Origin of the sequence: Mycobacterium innocens, assembly GCF_900566055.1 — a bacterium.
In the GTDB taxonomy this organism is placed as follows: Bacteria; Actinomycetota; Actinomycetes; order Mycobacteriales; family Mycobacteriaceae; genus Mycobacterium; species Mycobacterium innocens.
Genome location: NZ_UPHQ01000167.1, coordinates 1 through 14,270, shown reverse-complemented (window position 1 = coordinate 14,270; position 14,270 = coordinate 1). Strand labels below are relative to the sequence as shown.

Annotated in this window: 13 protein-coding genes and 1 pseudogene; 6 read left to right on the top strand and 8 right to left on the bottom strand. The window is 65.7% G+C overall.

Features of this window, described 5'->3' with window-relative positions; translation table 11 throughout:
* Positions 1-206: pseudogene (locus EET03_RS30865) on the top strand (IS1634 family transposase); the annotation flags it as partial.
* Positions 207-675: 469 nt separating this feature from the next.
* Complete coding sequence (locus EET03_RS16550) at positions 676-1,863, top strand: NAD(P)/FAD-dependent oxidoreductase (protein ID WP_099193598.1); 1,188 nt, start codon at positions 676-678, stop codon at positions 1,861-1,863.
* Between the two features lie 419 nt (positions 1,864-2,282).
* Here the strand turns inward: EET03_RS16550 and EET03_RS16545 are convergent, their stop codons facing one another.
* Together EET03_RS16545 and EET03_RS16540 are read right to left on the bottom strand one after the other, a co-directional pair.
* Complete coding sequence (locus EET03_RS16545) at positions 2,283-2,705, bottom strand: cytochrome P450 family protein (protein WP_075541190.1); 423 nt, start codon at positions 2,703-2,705, stop codon at positions 2,283-2,285.
* Between the two features lie 109 nt (positions 2,706-2,814).
* The gene (locus EET03_RS16540) at positions 2,815-4,233 is read right to left on the bottom strand and encodes an ABC1 kinase family protein (RefSeq protein WP_082274445.1); all 1,419 of its coding nucleotides are present in this window, start codon (positions 4,231-4,233) and stop codon (positions 2,815-2,817) included.
* A gap of 58 nt (positions 4,234-4,291) precedes the next feature.
* Here EET03_RS16540 and EET03_RS16535 point away from each other — a divergent pair, with 58 nt between their 5' ends.
* Entirely contained in the window at positions 4,292-5,110 is an 819-nt protein-coding gene (locus EET03_RS16535; protein WP_136625711.1) for a DUF5995 family protein, read from the top strand.
* Here the strand turns inward: EET03_RS16535 and EET03_RS16530 are convergent.
* A complete protein-coding gene (locus EET03_RS16530) occupies positions 5,104-5,631 on the bottom strand; it encodes a hypothetical protein (RefSeq protein WP_075541188.1) in 528 nt (175 codons plus the stop codon). The genes EET03_RS16535 and EET03_RS16530 overlap by 7 nt on opposite strands.
* Positions 5,632-5,680: 49 nt before the next feature.
* Complete coding sequence (locus EET03_RS16525) at positions 5,681-6,250, bottom strand: ester cyclase (protein ID WP_075541187.1); 570 nt, start codon at positions 6,248-6,250, stop codon at positions 5,681-5,683.
* 98 nt (positions 6,251-6,348) lie between these two features.
* Here EET03_RS16525 and EET03_RS16520 point away from each other — a divergent pair, with 98 nt between their 5' ends.
* Positions 6,349-6,981: a class I SAM-dependent methyltransferase gene (locus tag EET03_RS16520; protein WP_075541186.1), complete on the top strand. Its 633-nt coding sequence runs from the start codon at positions 6,349-6,351 to the stop codon at positions 6,979-6,981.
* Here EET03_RS16520 and EET03_RS16515 read toward each other — a convergent pair.
* The 4 genes from EET03_RS16515 to EET03_RS16500 form a co-directional block, all read right to left on the bottom strand.
* Positions 6,950-8,314, bottom strand: coding sequence for a flavin monoamine oxidase family protein (locus tag EET03_RS16515; RefSeq protein WP_075541185.1), 1,365 nt, complete (start codon positions 8,312-8,314; stop codon positions 6,950-6,952). The two genes, EET03_RS16520 and EET03_RS16515, sit on opposite strands and share 32 nt — an antisense overlap.
* 1 nt (position 8,315) lies before the next feature.
* Complete coding sequence (locus EET03_RS16510; protein WP_244232400.1) at positions 8,316-9,587, bottom strand: cytochrome P450; 1,272 nt, start codon at positions 9,585-9,587, stop codon at positions 8,316-8,318.
* A 116-nt stretch (positions 9,588-9,703) separates the two neighbouring features.
* Positions 9,704-10,084 (bottom strand): MmpS family transport accessory protein, encoded by a 381-nt coding sequence (locus tag EET03_RS16505; RefSeq protein WP_075541183.1) that lies wholly within the window; start codon positions 10,082-10,084, stop codon positions 9,704-9,706.
* Positions 10,085-10,105: 21 nt separating this feature from the next.
* The gene (locus EET03_RS16500) at positions 10,106-11,374 is read right to left on the bottom strand and encodes an MFS transporter (RefSeq protein WP_075541192.1); all 1,269 of its coding nucleotides are present in this window, start codon (positions 11,372-11,374) and stop codon (positions 10,106-10,108) included.
* Positions 11,375-11,442: 68 nt separating this feature from the next.
* Between EET03_RS16500 and EET03_RS16495 the strand changes: the two genes are divergently transcribed.
* Both EET03_RS16495 and EET03_RS16490 read left to right on the top strand, forming a co-directional pair.
* On the top strand, positions 11,443-12,528 hold the full coding sequence (locus tag EET03_RS16495) for an NAD(P)H-dependent amine dehydrogenase family protein (RefSeq protein ID WP_075541182.1): 1,086 nt from the start codon (positions 11,443-11,445) through the stop codon (positions 12,526-12,528).
* A gap of 112 nt (positions 12,529-12,640) precedes the next feature.
* The coding region (locus EET03_RS16490; RefSeq protein WP_122508794.1) for an Hsp70 family protein at positions 12,641-14,270 on the top strand (1,630 nt) is incomplete at its 3' end.

Below are 14,270 nucleotides of genomic sequence, written 5' to 3'. Positions count from 1 at the left end.
CTAAAGTCTCCACCAAGCAAGACTCCCAGGGCCACCCTTTACGGACTTTCGCTGGCCTACTCGAACACCTCAAGACTTTGACCCGCAACAGGATCCGCTACCACAACACCGACATCGAAATCGACAAACTCACCGACCCCACCCCCGAACAACGCCGCGCTTTCGACCTCATCGAAGCCACCATCCCCCTCACCATCGCCGCATAGTCAGGTAGACAAACACCACACCACCAAACCCGCCAAAACCCCAGGTCAAACCGGGAAAACCCCTACCTAAACAGCAGTAACTTCGGACTAACCGAGGCCGAGTTGGAAAACCTATTCCTCGCCCCGGCTTCAGGTGTCGTGGCCGCCGCGACGGCGGTCGGTGAATCAGCACGACAATTCAGGACCGGTCAGCAATGCCAGTGGCCCCAGCAGAACGCAGACTACCTGACCCCGTCGCCTGCGCTGCGCTGCTGGCACATTGCGCTGGGGACGCGAATCAGCAGATCAACCTGCAGTGCTGTGCAACGTTGTTGCCAAGCACCGATGCGAAAACCGTTGACGCGCGAACCGAACAGCTCACGCTGGCCAACGACGCCAGAGACAGCAACCTAATCGCAACCCGCGGGTTCGTCTCGGCGAGGGCAGATCGAACTAGCTAACCGATAGAACGCAGAAAGGCGAAGCAATCATGACGAAGAAACTCGTGATACTCGGCGCGGGCATCGGAGGACTCACCGCCATCGGCGAGTTGAGACAACGAAAGATGCTTCGCAACAGCGACCTTGAGGTCACCCTGATCGACCAGGAGTTCACCCATTTTCAAGGCTTCACCTTGCCCTGGATCATGCGCGGCTGGAGGACCGCCGAACAAGCCACACTTACACCCAGTGACCAGGCGCTCGACGGCGTCCGCACCATCACCGGCACCGTTACCACCATCGATACCCAGCGCAAAAAGGTGCTAGGTGAGCACTTTGCCACGGATTATGACGCGCTCATCGTGGCGCTCGGCGCCAGAAACAATCCGGGCAAAGTTCCCGGGCTCGCCGAAGCGGCCGCTGCCGGAGTCGCCCACCACTTCTACAGCATCGCCGAGGCGAATCACGCGCACCACGCGCTAAAGGATTTTGCCGGCGGGAACGTCGCTGTGCTCATTCCGTCGCTACCATATCGTTGCCCGGTCGCACCCTACGAGGGCGCGCTGCTCATCCATGACTACCTCATCGAGCACGGAAGACGAACTCACACGCAGATCGACATCTTCACGGTGGAGCCTCAGCCGATGCCCTCAGCGGGCACCGGCCCAGGCCGAAAGCTGATGACCCTGCTCGAAGACGCGCACATCGGTTTTCACCCAAACATGCAATGCCAAAGCGTCGACGCGGCCACCCGGTTGATTCAGTTCCAAGACGAAATCACCGCACCATTTGACCTGCTCCTGTTCGTCCCGCCCCACGAACCGGCGTCAGGGTTGGCCGGGGGCCCGGGATGGATCAGCGTCGACGCCCACACCCTGGCTACCGAACACGAAGGCGTTTGGGCCATCGGCGATATCACCGGGATCACCACCCCCAGCGGCCGGCCTCTGCCCAAAGCGGCGATTATGGCCAAAGGCCACGCGAAAACCGCGGTGGGCGGCGCACTGCAGTACCTCGGCATCGCATCTGAGACAACCGCATTCAATGGCCACGGATACTGCTTCATCGACACAGGCGACCACGAATCCGCGCGCGGCATCGGCGACTTCTACGCGCTGCCCGACCCAGCAGTCGAACTCGTCGGACCCTCCAAGGAGCTACACCAGCTCAAGCAACAAGAAGAACGCGACTGGGCCAACCTCTGGGCTACCAAACCCCGCGACCCACACGCGAGCTAACGCAACTTTGCAACCCGCAGCCTTTGGATCGCCAGCCAGGTCGACCAACCGGGTGGCGTCGGGTCCGAGCCGTTCCTAGTCGCTGCGGCCCCTTCCGGTACTGACAGCTGGACCCTCGGTGGCCAGATGGAGACCCACTACGTGTTCGTCGTGCGATCACGAGTTGCGGGCCTCAGTACGCGTTCCGCTGACGACGTGGGTAATAGTGGTGGCGCAACGCGTGCGCAGAAAATGCGTCGGTACGCCACGTTCTATGGACCTTTATAACGTGGCGCATTGGCTTCGCGCCGAGCGTGTTACACACGCGGCGAATTAGTCGGCGGCGGTCTTTGGCGGCCTGTGTTTCATGCTCTGGCCGAAGTCGATGGATTCGCCTCGCCTTTAGTTTCGTCTGAGTGTGCGAAGGAACCGCATGGACATTATTTCTGCCTGCAACCACTCCGATCGTACCCGAGTTCGGGATGATCCCGGACGAAGTGCACGCCAACAAGTTTCGAGGTCTGCACGTCCAGCCCTATCCACTCGGCTATAACCGCGAGCGGCAGGGGCAGGCAGATGTCGGTCATGAAGTCGAACACGGCGCCTGGTGGGGGATGGCCGATGACCGCCGCGGCAATGGATTGCACGCCCGCGGTGAGGCCCTCGATGACGGAGGGCGTGAAAACGTCGCGCACCGACGCGCGTAACCGGCGGTGCTCGTCGCCGTCGGTGAACAGCATGGACCGTTTCAACAATTCGCTGCCGGCCTTGTGGACCGCCTGCCGCGCATTGGGGTTGGTCAGCGGGTCGATCGACCATCCCGATCCGCCGAGCACCTGTTGTGCGGCGCGGTAGCCGAACACCAGCCAGCTCTGCGCGGTCGGGTCTCATATCGCATCGCCGTCGCGGCGGTGTCGCTCGTAGAACGGGTAAGGGTCGGCGGCCGTCCACGGCAGCCGGGGCGCCGTTGTGCTAGGGATGGTCATGGCGGTCCAACCCGAATGGCAGTCCGCGCCGGCGCACCCAGGCGCGATGCTGCTTGCCCAACGGTGTGATCGGGTCCGTGACTCCGTCGAGGTCATCGGCGATCGATCGGGCGTGCACGCTGGCCCTGAGCATGGCGCATATTGCATTGACGTTGAGGCTGATTCGCGACATGAAAACCAGGTCCTCGGGTAGCGACATGCGGCGAACCGGGTGGTCGGGCGACAGTGGGACCAGTGCGCGCAGCGCCCGCCGCGAGGTGTCCCTGGTGAAGGTGACCGGCTGCGGGCCCAGGGCCTCCTGAAGGATCTCGGCCCACCATTGGTACACCTGGGTGCCGGTCAGGCCGGAATCGGCGGTCAGAAAGCCCGCGTCCACCATGAGCTCGCGCAGCTGGTGAGCCCGTCCGTCCAGGGCGGCCCGGACGGTGTGCATGTATTTGTGGCGAAACGGCTCGGGAACGACCTTCACACAGCCGAAGTCGAGAAAGCCGACCCGCCCGTCGGACCCGAACCGGTAGTTGCCGGGGTGCGGATCGGCGTGAAACAGATTCGCGTGGCGGGCCGAACCGGTGGCAAACCGCAAGATGGCCTCGGCCCAGCGGTTCTTGAGCTCCTGGTCCGCACCTTGGGCCGCAGCCCAATCCATTCCGTCCAGATAGGTCATCGTCAACACCCGATCGCCCGATGCTTCGGCAACGACATCCGGGATCCGGATGAATGGATGGTCGCGGTACAGCCCGGCGAACGCGGCGATGTTGGCCGCTTCGTGGCGGTAGTCGATTTCCTCGCCGATGCGAGCGGCGACCTCGCGCGCGGCCCGCTTGACATCGGTCTGAATCACGTTGCCCAACGTCGTGGACACCAGCCGCAAAAAGCTCGCGAGCAATTCGGTGTTGGCCAGATCGTCGCGGATGGCTTCGGCCGCGCCCGGATACTGGATTTTGACCGCCACTCGGCGACCGTCGTGCAGCACCGCCCGGTGCACCTGCCCGATGGACGCAGCAGCCATCGGCTCGTCGTCGAACTCGGCGAAGACCTCCTCGGCCGCCCGGCCAAGATCGGCCTGCAGCACCTCGCGGGCCAGGGCCGGATCCATCGGCGGGGCATCGGCCTGCAGGTGCGCCAGTGCGGCCTGGTAACCGGTAAACTGGCCGTTACCAACCCAACTCGTGTCCATCACGGAAAGAATCTGTCCGGCTTTCATGAGCACACCCTTGGAGCGGCCCAGGAGTTCCGAGTACCGTTCGGCGGTGCGTTCGTGGAAGCGGGCGACGGCGCCGGTGTCGCCGGTCTTCTCCCGTAGTCCCGCCACGATGCGCCCGCCCGCGGCCCGGGCGGCGAAACCGGCCAACGGCATGGTCCGCCGGATCCGCCCCTGCGGGACCGGGTTGTCACTGTTTGCCATAGTGACCCTCCCGCGGCCGCTGCGGTTGGACGCGTGAAACCGCCTGATGATGCTACCTGTGGTTGGCTGGCGTTGGATACTAAACGGCATGCCGCCCCCGCTATCGCGCGTCGACAGTCTGGACGACGTCGTCAGCGCGCTGCAGTCGATCATCGACTGGTCCGTTGACACGGCCAACCCGGCCGGATATTTCGCTGTCATGTACAAGCGGTCGATTATCGCGATTGGTGATGCCGTTGATCGGGGAGTGTTCGAGGACGGACCGCGCACGACCCGGTTTGGAGTGACGTTCGCGCGGCGGTATTTCGATGCCCTGCACCGCTATTTCGGCAGCGGCACTGGCAATCCGTCGCAGGTGTGGCAGGCCGCCTTTGAGACGAACGACAGCGATGAGCCAATCATGTTGCAGCACATGCTCACCGCGATGAACGCGCACGACACCTTCGATCTGGGTATCACCGCCGCCGAAACCGCCGGTGATGCGTTGGAGCCGCTACGCAACGACTTCGACGCGGTCAATGCCATTCTGGTGAGCCAGGCCAACGTCATAGCCGACGCCACGGAACAGATCTCGCCGGGCTTTGCCCGCTACCGTAGCCAGTTGACCGGCGACGACATCGGCCTCCTCGATGCAGAACTGCGGCAATCTCGAGACATGGCATGGACATTCGCACAACAGCTGCTGGTCGAGCCGGAGAGCAACCGGCTCAAAGTCATTGACGATCACGACACGATTTTTGCCTGGTGGATCAGACGCCATCTGAACCCGCCACCGCCGTTGTCGGAATGGGTCGAGGTGATTGCGCGGGAGGAAAGCCGCGACACCGCCCACAATATTCGCGTGCTCGACCGGACCGCGTCGAGATCGCATCAGTGACGCGCGGATCCGGTGAGAAGCTGCCCGTTCGGCGCTTGCAGCAGGCAGATGACGGTGCTCGGGGTGGGATTGGCTCCGGTTCTGTCTTGGTTGGAGTCGATCAGGTAAGTCATGGAATATGCGCCGTGGTCCACCGATTGCCCGGTGTAAGACCCGATCCCGGCCGCGCACTCGCGATTCGCGACAGTGCCGATGGCGTTGTCGACCGCCACCGGCGCGCGCAGGTACACCTCGGCCAAATGCGGTGTCCCACAGTCGACCACGGTGACGGTGATCCGGCTGAGGTCGGCCGGTGGCAGGTCGGCCACGCATTCGCCGACCTGCAGGGCAATCCATTTCTCGGTGCGTGGGCCAGCCGGGGTACGTGGTGTGCTGGTGCTCACGGCCGCCGTTGTCGGCTTACTGCCGGCGGAGCTGGTGCCGGCCTGGACGCTGTTGGTGGCACAGCCCGCCAACAGTGCGCCCGCCGACAGCGCGGCCGCCAACAGGCCGCACACCAGATGACGGATTCTTTGCCTCATTGCAGCGGGATTCTCAGCATCGGGGACCTCGGTGCGAAAGCGTACTCGCCTAAGTCCGGGCTTCGACGAAGGCCGGCGGCGTGGTGTTGGTCAATGCGGGGTCCGGTGGCTCCGACGACATCGCCAGCAAGCCACGCAGGCAGCATGCGGCCAATAGCCAGTTCGCCGGCTTCTTCAGATCCAGGCCGCCGACCAGCTGCTTGATCATTGTCAGCGTGTTGAAGTAAATACGTTCGCAGACAAGTCTTTCGGTGTCGTCGAAAACGAAGTACGCGGTCATGCGAACCCGGAACCGGCTTCCGGTGGGCGGGATCTTGCCGAGGTAGCCGCGGTGGGTTCCCATCAGCCAGAACTCGACGATCACCGCATCGGCGCTGTGGCGCAAGGCAATGATTTCGTGGTCCTGGTCCGGGAACGCAGTCCGGGTGTAGCCGTAGTAACCGCGTACCGCCTCGTCGCCGTCGTGGACGGTCAGTTGCGGGATCAGCTCGTAACGCGGATGCGGGAAGGTTGATAGCACGGCGTCCCAGTCGTGGCGGACCTCGTCGTGGAAATGGTCGAGCACCAGCTTCTGCCGGGCGGCCAGCACGTCCGTGGCGGGAAATGCGGGAATGGGCATGCTTGAGAGTAAACGCGGTAGCCGGCGCCATCGAGTGGTTGCATCCACCGGCGCCGCCGCAGCGGGTCGCCCACCCTCCGAGAGGTTTTCCGGGCACAATGATCGCCGTGCAGCTGCCTTCGCCACCGGGTCTCGTGGACGCGCTGAACGTCATGCGGCCGTCGGCCAGATTACGCAGACAGGCCGAAGCGCTCGCGGGCTATCTCGACGAGGGGGACACCGTCCTGGACGTCGGGTGTGGAACCGGCCATCTGTCGGCCTATCTGCAGCAGATGTACGGGGTGGACGCCAGCGGCGTGGACGTGCAGGATTCGCGCAAAACGCCTATCTCGTTCCGCCTGTTCGATGGCACCGCAATCCCATACTGTGACAGCGCATTTGACCATATCGTGCTTAGCGAGGTGCTGCATCACAGCCATGATCCGGCGGCGTTGGTCAAGGAGTGTCACCGAGTCGCACGTCGTAGCGTCATGGTGTTCGAGGACATGCCGGACGGCCGACTCGGCAAGCTGATCCTTCGCGCCCACGTGGAGCTGTTCGCGCGGTACTACCGCTACCCATTTCCGCCGGCTAACATCGGCGCCTACCGCTGCGCGCTGAACTGGTTGGGCCAGAATGCATCTCGCGTGAAGCGATTCCCGCAGCCGCCCGAATGGCTGAGCGTATACCCGCGGGTGCTGTCCGTGTATTTGCTTAAATTTAAGCCACCGTCAGCGTCTCGGTCGTCATGACTTCGCTGGCGGCCCGCTCACCGGAGCGAATCGCGCCATCGACCCAGCCGCACATGGTGGCCGATGTCTCGGTGCCCGCCCAGTGAATGCGGCCGCACGGCCTTCGCAGTGCATGCCCGAACTGGGTGAGCACACCCGGGGGTGCGTGGCTGATCATTCCGCCCCCGGAATAACGCTCACGGCTCCAGTTCTGCTCCACGTAGTCCACCGGCCCGCCGGCCCTGGCGCCGAACCGGTCCACCAGGGCGTCGAGCACCGCCTGGCGGCGCCCCGCCTCGTCAAGACGCTCGTATTGCCGCGCTGTGGGGCCCTCGATGACCACAACCAGCACGCCGGGGGCGCCGGTGTCGGGGCAGCCGTCGATGGTGACCGTCGCCAGCGATCCCGGCGCAGCGCTTTGGCCGGAAAGGCCGCAGGCGCGCCAGAACGGCTCGTCGTAGACGATCGAGACCTTGACGATCGCACCGCTGGGCATCCGCTGATGCAAAAACGACCGATCGGTGGGAAGCATTGGCTCATAGACGATTTGGCTGGCGATGGCCAGCGGCACCGCGACGATGACCCGACCGGCCCGCACCGTCAGACCGTCCGCTTGCACGGTGACGCCGTCGGAGTCCTGGCTGATGGACCGCACCGGCCGGGACAACGTGATCGCGTCATCCAGCTCGGCGGCCATCGGCCGGTAGATGGCACCCATACCTCCGACCGGCCGGGAGTCTTGCGAGCCGCCGTCGCCACCCAGTACGAAACCGGGCCCACCGCCTGATGCCATCTGGTAGAGAACGAAAAGCATGGACACCTCGGAAGCGTCCGAGGTGTAGGTGCCGGCGATGGCGGTTTCCAGCAGGTCGTGGGCCGCCTTGGACATGACGTTGTTGCGCAGCCACTGGGCCAGCGTCATGCGATCCCACTTGGCGGCCTTCTTAGCTTCCCATGGCGCGTCGAGCGGGATCGTCTTGCACATCTGGCCGATTTCGAACATGGCTGCGCCCAGATTCAGCGATGCCCACGGGCTCATGGTCCACGGGACAGTGCCCTGGTAGCGGTGCTGTTTGCCGTCGACCACCATCATGGCTTCGCCGCCGGTGTACTGCTTGAAGGCCGAGACCCCGAATTCGTGCATCAGCGCATAGATTCGGTCCTGAGTCGGCCCGATCCAGGCACCGCCCTTGTCGATCCAGGATCCGTCGTCACGCTCGACGGTGAAGGTCCGGCCGCCAACCCGGTCCCGTGCCTCCAGCAACGTGACGGAACGACCGGCCTGTTTGAGCCGAAGCGCAGCCGTCAGACCAGCGAATCCAGCGCCCACCACGCAGACATCGACATCGGTCATCTCAATGACCCCAGGCCACCGGAAGCCGTTTGATGCCGTGAATGAACTGCGACAGCAACCGAGCCGGCTCCTCGGTCACGACGACGTCGGGCATTTGCCGGCGCAATTCGTCGAACACCACCCTGATCTCGCGGCGAGCCAGGTTGGCCCCCAGGCAGAAATGCGCGCCACCACCGCCGAAACCCAAGTGCGGGTTGGGGTCGCGCGCCACGTCGAACCGCCACGGATCGGCAAATTTCGACTCATCCCGGTTGGCCGAGCAATACCACAGTGAGACCTTGTCCCCGGCGGCCATCGTGACGCCTCGGAGTTCGACGTCCTCGCTCAGGGTGCGGCGCATGTAGACCACCGGAGACGCCCAGCGCACGATCTCCTCGACCGCGGTATGCGCCAGCGCGTCGTAGTTCGACCACCACCTTTGTCGTTCCTCCGGATAGCGCGACAGCGCCAGCACGCCGTGGCTGATCGCGTTGCGGGTGGTCTCGTTGCCGGCCACCACCAGCAGGATGAAGAACATCGCGATCTCCGACGACGACAGCCGCTCGCCGTCGACCTCGGCTTCGACCAGGCTCGTGGTCAGATCGTTGTGGTGGTTGATGCGGCGGTCTTCGGCCAGTGCGGTGGCATAGGCGCCGATGTCCATTGAAACGTGAAGAAACTCTTCGAAATCGGTCGTCAGATCCGGGTCGCCGAACCCGAGAATCACGTTGGTCCAATGGAATATCCGATGGTGGTCCTCTTCGGGAATCCCCATCATGTCGCAAATGATCTGCAACGGCAGCGGCCCGGCCAGCTCGCTGACCAGGTCGGCTTGGCCGTCGGGATGGTTGGTGATCATCGCCGCGACCAGCCGCTGCGCGCGGTCGCGCACCGACGCCTCGATGCGGGCCACCACCTTGGGCGTGAACGCCCTGCTGACGATGGAGCGCAGCCGCTGGTGCCGGGGATCGTCGAGCACGATCATCGAGCCGAAGTACTCGGCCAATTCCGGCGTCTGGTCGTTGATCGTGATGTTGGGGGAGGAATGGAAGACCTCCGGATGGCGGCTGGCGAAAAAGACGTCGTCGTGGCGGGTCAGTGCCCAATGTCCGGCGCCACCGGTGAATCCCGGCAATTCGAGCGCCGGCCAGAACGAGACCGGGGCTTCCCGCCGCAAGGTGGCGAAGGCGCCGTCGCGAAAGTCGTCGTCGCGGCCCCAGAATTCCAGCGAACCCAGGTCGATCTCGGACAGCGGAACCTCCGGCGGCGGCGTGCCGTTGGCCCGGGGCAGCAGGCCGGCATTGCGGTCAGTCCTGAGGTCCACCGTGCTCCTCCTTTGTCCCGCTTCGTCCTTGAAGGGTGACATTGGCGAGCTTAACCGCCAGCGGCCGAGTTAGTGACCCGGCAATGTCAATGCGTGCAGACCGTGTGTCCCGGCGCGCCCGTCGCCGTCTGCTGCGTCACCACGTTGCCGCCGAGCAGAATTCTGCAGGTGATGCTGCCCGGCCCCTGCGCGCTGAGCACGAACACCTGAGCGCCGAAGGCGGTGAACTGCGTCGACCATGGCAGGCCCACATTGACCGCACGCTTCTGACCGGTGTCGGTTTGGTACGAGATGTACTCGGCGACACCGCTGCCACTCACCTCGTAGCGGACCTGCGGTAGCTGAGGAAGTGGATCCGCGTTCGCCAGACCACATGTGGCTGTGAAGCCGATGCCGAGAGCGCACACCGCGGCGGGTCCGCTTAGGCGTTTGAGGTGACGTAGCTTGGCTGCCGATCGACTGGTCATGGTTGTCCATCGTGTCACCACTTAGGACGGCGTGAAAGGGGTTTGGGCAGGCGTTGGCGCCGCACCGCGCGGTAACCCGATGGCGAACATGCCGAGCAGCGCAACCAACTGGATTGCGACCACCACCACGACCACCGTGCCGGTGGAGATCTCGTACAGCCAGCCGACGAGGGCGCCGCCAGCCGCGCTTGCCGCGCCCAGTCCGGCCGCGAACACACCGTAAGCGCTGGCTCGCCGCGGGGCGGTGACCATGTCGGCGACCACGGCCCGCAGCGTGGATTCCTGGATCCCCACGGCCGCACCCCACAACAGCGCGCCCACTACTACCATCGCGGTGTTGCCGCTGAAGGCGAACAAGACCACCATGCTCGACAGAAGCGGCAGTGCCGCAAGGCTTTTCCCGCCGAACCGGTCGTAGCTGTAGCCGGAAGCCAGAGCGGCCAGCGCATCCGCGGCCATCGCGGCCGCGTAGACCACCGGCACCGCGGCAGCGCTCAGCAAGCCGTGGGTGACCATGTGAAACGACAACAACCCGAAGGTGGCGAAGCCGGACATGGTGATCGCGGTGAATCCGCAGTACAGCCAGAACCGTGGCGGCAACTCCCAGAACCGTTGCGCTGCAACACCATCGGGTGATACCGCGGAAGCCGATGGGCCTTCATAGGAGTCCGGATGCGGCACCCGGACCCGCAGCCACAGCAGCAGCGCCAGCGCCGCCGCACCCGGCAGCGCCAGCACCCCGAGCGCGGGCGCGTAGTCGTTGCCGGTGACGGCGAGCACCCCGGCCACGGTCAGCGGGCCGATCACCGCCCCCACCTGGTCGAGCGCCTCGTGCACGGCAAAGCCGCGGCCGCGACCGGTGACGCTGGCGGCGTGCGACAGCAACGTGTCCTTGGCGGGACTGCGCACCGCCTTGCCGACACGCTCGGCGATCACCAAGCTGCAGGCGACCCACAACGCGCCCGCGACTCCCAGCAGCGGAACCGTGGTCAGCGCCAGCGCGTAGCCGGCGACCGTCCACGCCCAGAATCGTCGGGTTCGATCTGCCAGGGGACCCGACACCAACCGCAGCGCCAACGCGGCGGCCTCGCCGATGCCGGTCACCACGCCGACCACCAGTCCGGTCGCACCCAGGGACGCCAGCAGCGGACCAGTGATCGACCGCGCGCCCTCGTAGACGAAGTCGGCGAGCAGGCTGACCACGCCGAACACCGCGACGAAGCGCCACGCACTCAACGCTGGCCGGCTTCGCACCGCTCCGATGCTAGAGGTGTCCCAGCCTTGTCCCAGCCTTGTCCCAGCCTTGTCCGGGCTTGCGGCTTCGCGTCGCTTAGGGTGAAGCCGGGAGGTGGCGGTTGATGTCGCAACGGGACGCAAAGCGAATAGTCGTCTGGGGCACCGGCTTCGTCGGCAAGATGGTGATCGCCGAAATCGTCAAGCATCCGGTGTTCGAACTGGTCGGGGTCGGCGTCAGCAACCCCGGCAAGGTCGGGCGCGACGTCGGCGACATCTGCGGGCTGCCCGAGCCGGTGGGCATCGTCGCCACCGACGACGTCGACGCCCTGATCGCGCTCAAGCCTGACGCATTGGTGCACTACGGACCGACGGCGATGCAGGCCGACGCCAACATCGCGCTGATCACCCGGTTCCTGCGGGCCGGCATCGACGTGTGCTCGACCGCGATGACGCCGTGGATCTGGCCGACGATGCACCTGAACCCGCCGCAGTGGATCCAGCCCATCACCGAGGCGTGCGAGCTGGGGGAGTCGTCCTGTTTCACCACCGGCATCGACCCGGGATTCGCCAACGACCTGTTTCCGATGACTCTGATGGGGCTGTGTTCGGAGGTGCGGCGGGTGCGCGCTGCCGAGCTGCTGGACTACACCAACTACGAAGGCGACTACGAGAAAGAAATGGGCATCGGGCGGGAGCCCGAATTCAGCCCGATCCTGGAAAACCGCGAGGTGTTGATTTTCGCGTGGGGCGCCACCGTCCCGATGATCGCGCACGCCGCCGGGATCATGCTCGACGAGATCACCACCACCTGGGACAAGTGGGTGACGCCCACTGAGCGTCGCTCGGTGAAGGGCGTCATCAAGCCCGGTCAGGTCGCCGCCGTCCGCTTCACCATCAACGGCATCTACCGGGGCGAGACGCGCATTCAACTCGAGCACGTCAACCGCATCGGCCGCGACGCCGCACCCGACTGGCCCTCAGGTCACGACGACGACGTCTACCGGGTGGACATCGACGGAACCCCCAGCATCTTCCAGGAAACCGCGTTCCGGTTCACCGACGGCTCGGGCCGCGATGCGGCCACCGCCGGGTGCCTGGCGACCGGGATGCGGGCGCTCAACGCCGTCCCGGCGGTCAACGACCTGTCTCCGGGCTGGGTCACCGCGCTGGACCTGCCACTGATTCCCGGCGCGGGCACCATCCGCTGAGCCATGTCGTTATACAGCTCGCGCATAGCCGGCGCAAAGAACGGCTATAGGTGTAGACGGCACAATTTCGGGTAGGCGGGCGCGGGGGCGCGCAGCCGGACGGGGACTAACCATGGCAGAAGGACCACGGCCCGCACTGGGTCTGTCGATCGGTGCCACCAACCTGGCGGCGGTGACCGCCGACCACGCGATCACCCGCAAGCCGGTGCTGACCTTGTATCGGCAGCGCCCGCCCGAGGTCGGACTGCCGTCGGAAAACCCGAGACTGGATCAGTCCGGCCTGGTCATGAGTGACTTCGTGGACCGGGTGGGGGACCCGGTCGGCATCGTCGCGGCCGACGGCTCGATGCACCGCAGCGAGGCTCTGGTGGTCGACAGTCTGCGTGCTCTGGCCTACACCGCCACCGGTGGGCGGGCCCTGCCCGACGATGTCGCGCTGACCTATCCCGCCCACTGGGGGACGGCCGCGGTCGACGCGTTGGGTGCCGCGCTGAGCCGGGTGCCGGAATGGTCGCACGACGCCCAGCCACTGCTGATCCCCGACGCGGCGGCCGCGCTGTTCGCGATGCGGGCCAACCCAGGGATACCGGCCCGCGGCATCGTCGCGGTCTGCGACTTCGGCGGCAGCGGGACCAGCATCACGCTGGTCGATGCGGCCGGTGATTATCAGCCGGTCGCCGCGACGGTGCGGCATCGAGACTTCTCCGGTGATTTGATCGACCAGGCGCTACTGACCTACGTGATGTCGGAGATGCCGGCCACCGGTTCGTTCGACCCGTCCGGGACCGCGGCCATCGGCTCGTTGAACCGGCTGCGGATCGAATGCCGCAATGCCAAGCAGCGGCTCTCGCACAGCACGGTGACCACCCTGGCCGACGAGTTGCCGGGGATGCATCGCGAAATCCGGCTCACCCGAAACGAGCTCGACGAGACGATTCGCGAGGCGTTGGACGGTGTCGCCGCAGTTATGGAACAGACGTTGGCGCGCAACGGAATTCATCCGGCGGACCTGGTCGCGATCATTTCCGTCGGTGGTGGTGCCAACATCGCGTCGGTCACCACGACGCTGTCGGGGCGATTTGGCGTTCCGGTGGTCACGGCGCCGCGCCCGCAACTGACCGCCGCTATCGGCGCGGCGTTGCGGGCGGCCCGAGGGCCCGCCGACACCAGTGCGACGGTGTTGACCTCGGCTCCGCCGGTCGCCGCGACGGCACTGGCGCCGCTGGCGCCGCCGCTTGCCCCGCTGGCACCGGATGGTGCGGATGCGCCCGCGTCGGCATTGCAGCCCGCGCTGGCCTGGTCGGAAGCCGACGATGATTCCCGCGTCATGCCCGTGCCCGGCGCCGACTACGCGGATGCCGGCGGTTCCGGCTACACCTCTGCCCGCCCGCAGCTGGCGTTCGACCATGACACGCCCCCGGAGTCGAAGCCTGAGCCGCCGGTCATCCCGTGGTATCGCCTGCCGGCGGTGATCATCGTCGCCACGGTCGTCGCGGTGCTGCTGGTCGGCACCGCGGTGGCGATCGCGCTGGGCTCCAACGACAAACCCGCGACACGCCCGCCGGGGGTGAGCCCGGCCCCGACTACTTCCGCGCCTGCCCCGCCGCCGCCAACCGAGGGAAGCCCGGAGCCGGCGCCGCCACCGCCCGGCACCCAAGGACCAGCGCCGCAAGCGCCGCCGCCGTCGAGCCAGGCACCCCCTCCTACCGCCGAAAAGACACCGCCGCCCCCGACGACAACCC

Excerpts from the sequence above, each read along its gene's own strand:
- EET03_RS16550 (WP_099193598.1), top strand. The coding sequence starts at position 676 with ATGACGAAGAAACTCGTGATACTCGGCGCGGGCATCGGAGGACTCACC.
- EET03_RS16540 (WP_082274445.1), bottom strand. The coding sequence starts at position 4,233 with ATGGCAAACAGTGACAACCCGGTCCCGCAGGGGCGGATCCGGCGGACC.
- EET03_RS16530 (WP_075541188.1), bottom strand. The coding sequence starts at position 5,631 with ATGAGGCAAAGAATCCGTCATCTGGTGTGCGGCCTGTTGGCGGCCGCG.
- EET03_RS16525 (WP_075541187.1), bottom strand. The coding sequence starts at position 6,250 with ATGCCCATTCCCGCATTTCCCGCCACGGACGTGCTGGCCGCCCGGCAG.
- EET03_RS16520 (WP_075541186.1), top strand. The coding sequence starts at position 6,349 with ATGATCGCCGTGCAGCTGCCTTCGCCACCGGGTCTCGTGGACGCGCTG.
- EET03_RS16515 (WP_075541185.1), bottom strand. The coding sequence starts at position 8,314 with ATGACCGATGTCGATGTCTGCGTGGTGGGCGCTGGATTCGCTGGTCTG.
- EET03_RS16505 (WP_075541183.1), bottom strand. The coding sequence starts at position 10,084 with ATGACCAGTCGATCGGCAGCCAAGCTACGTCACCTCAAACGCCTAAGC.
- EET03_RS16495 (WP_075541182.1), top strand. The coding sequence starts at position 11,443 with ATGTCGCAACGGGACGCAAAGCGAATAGTCGTCTGGGGCACCGGCTTC.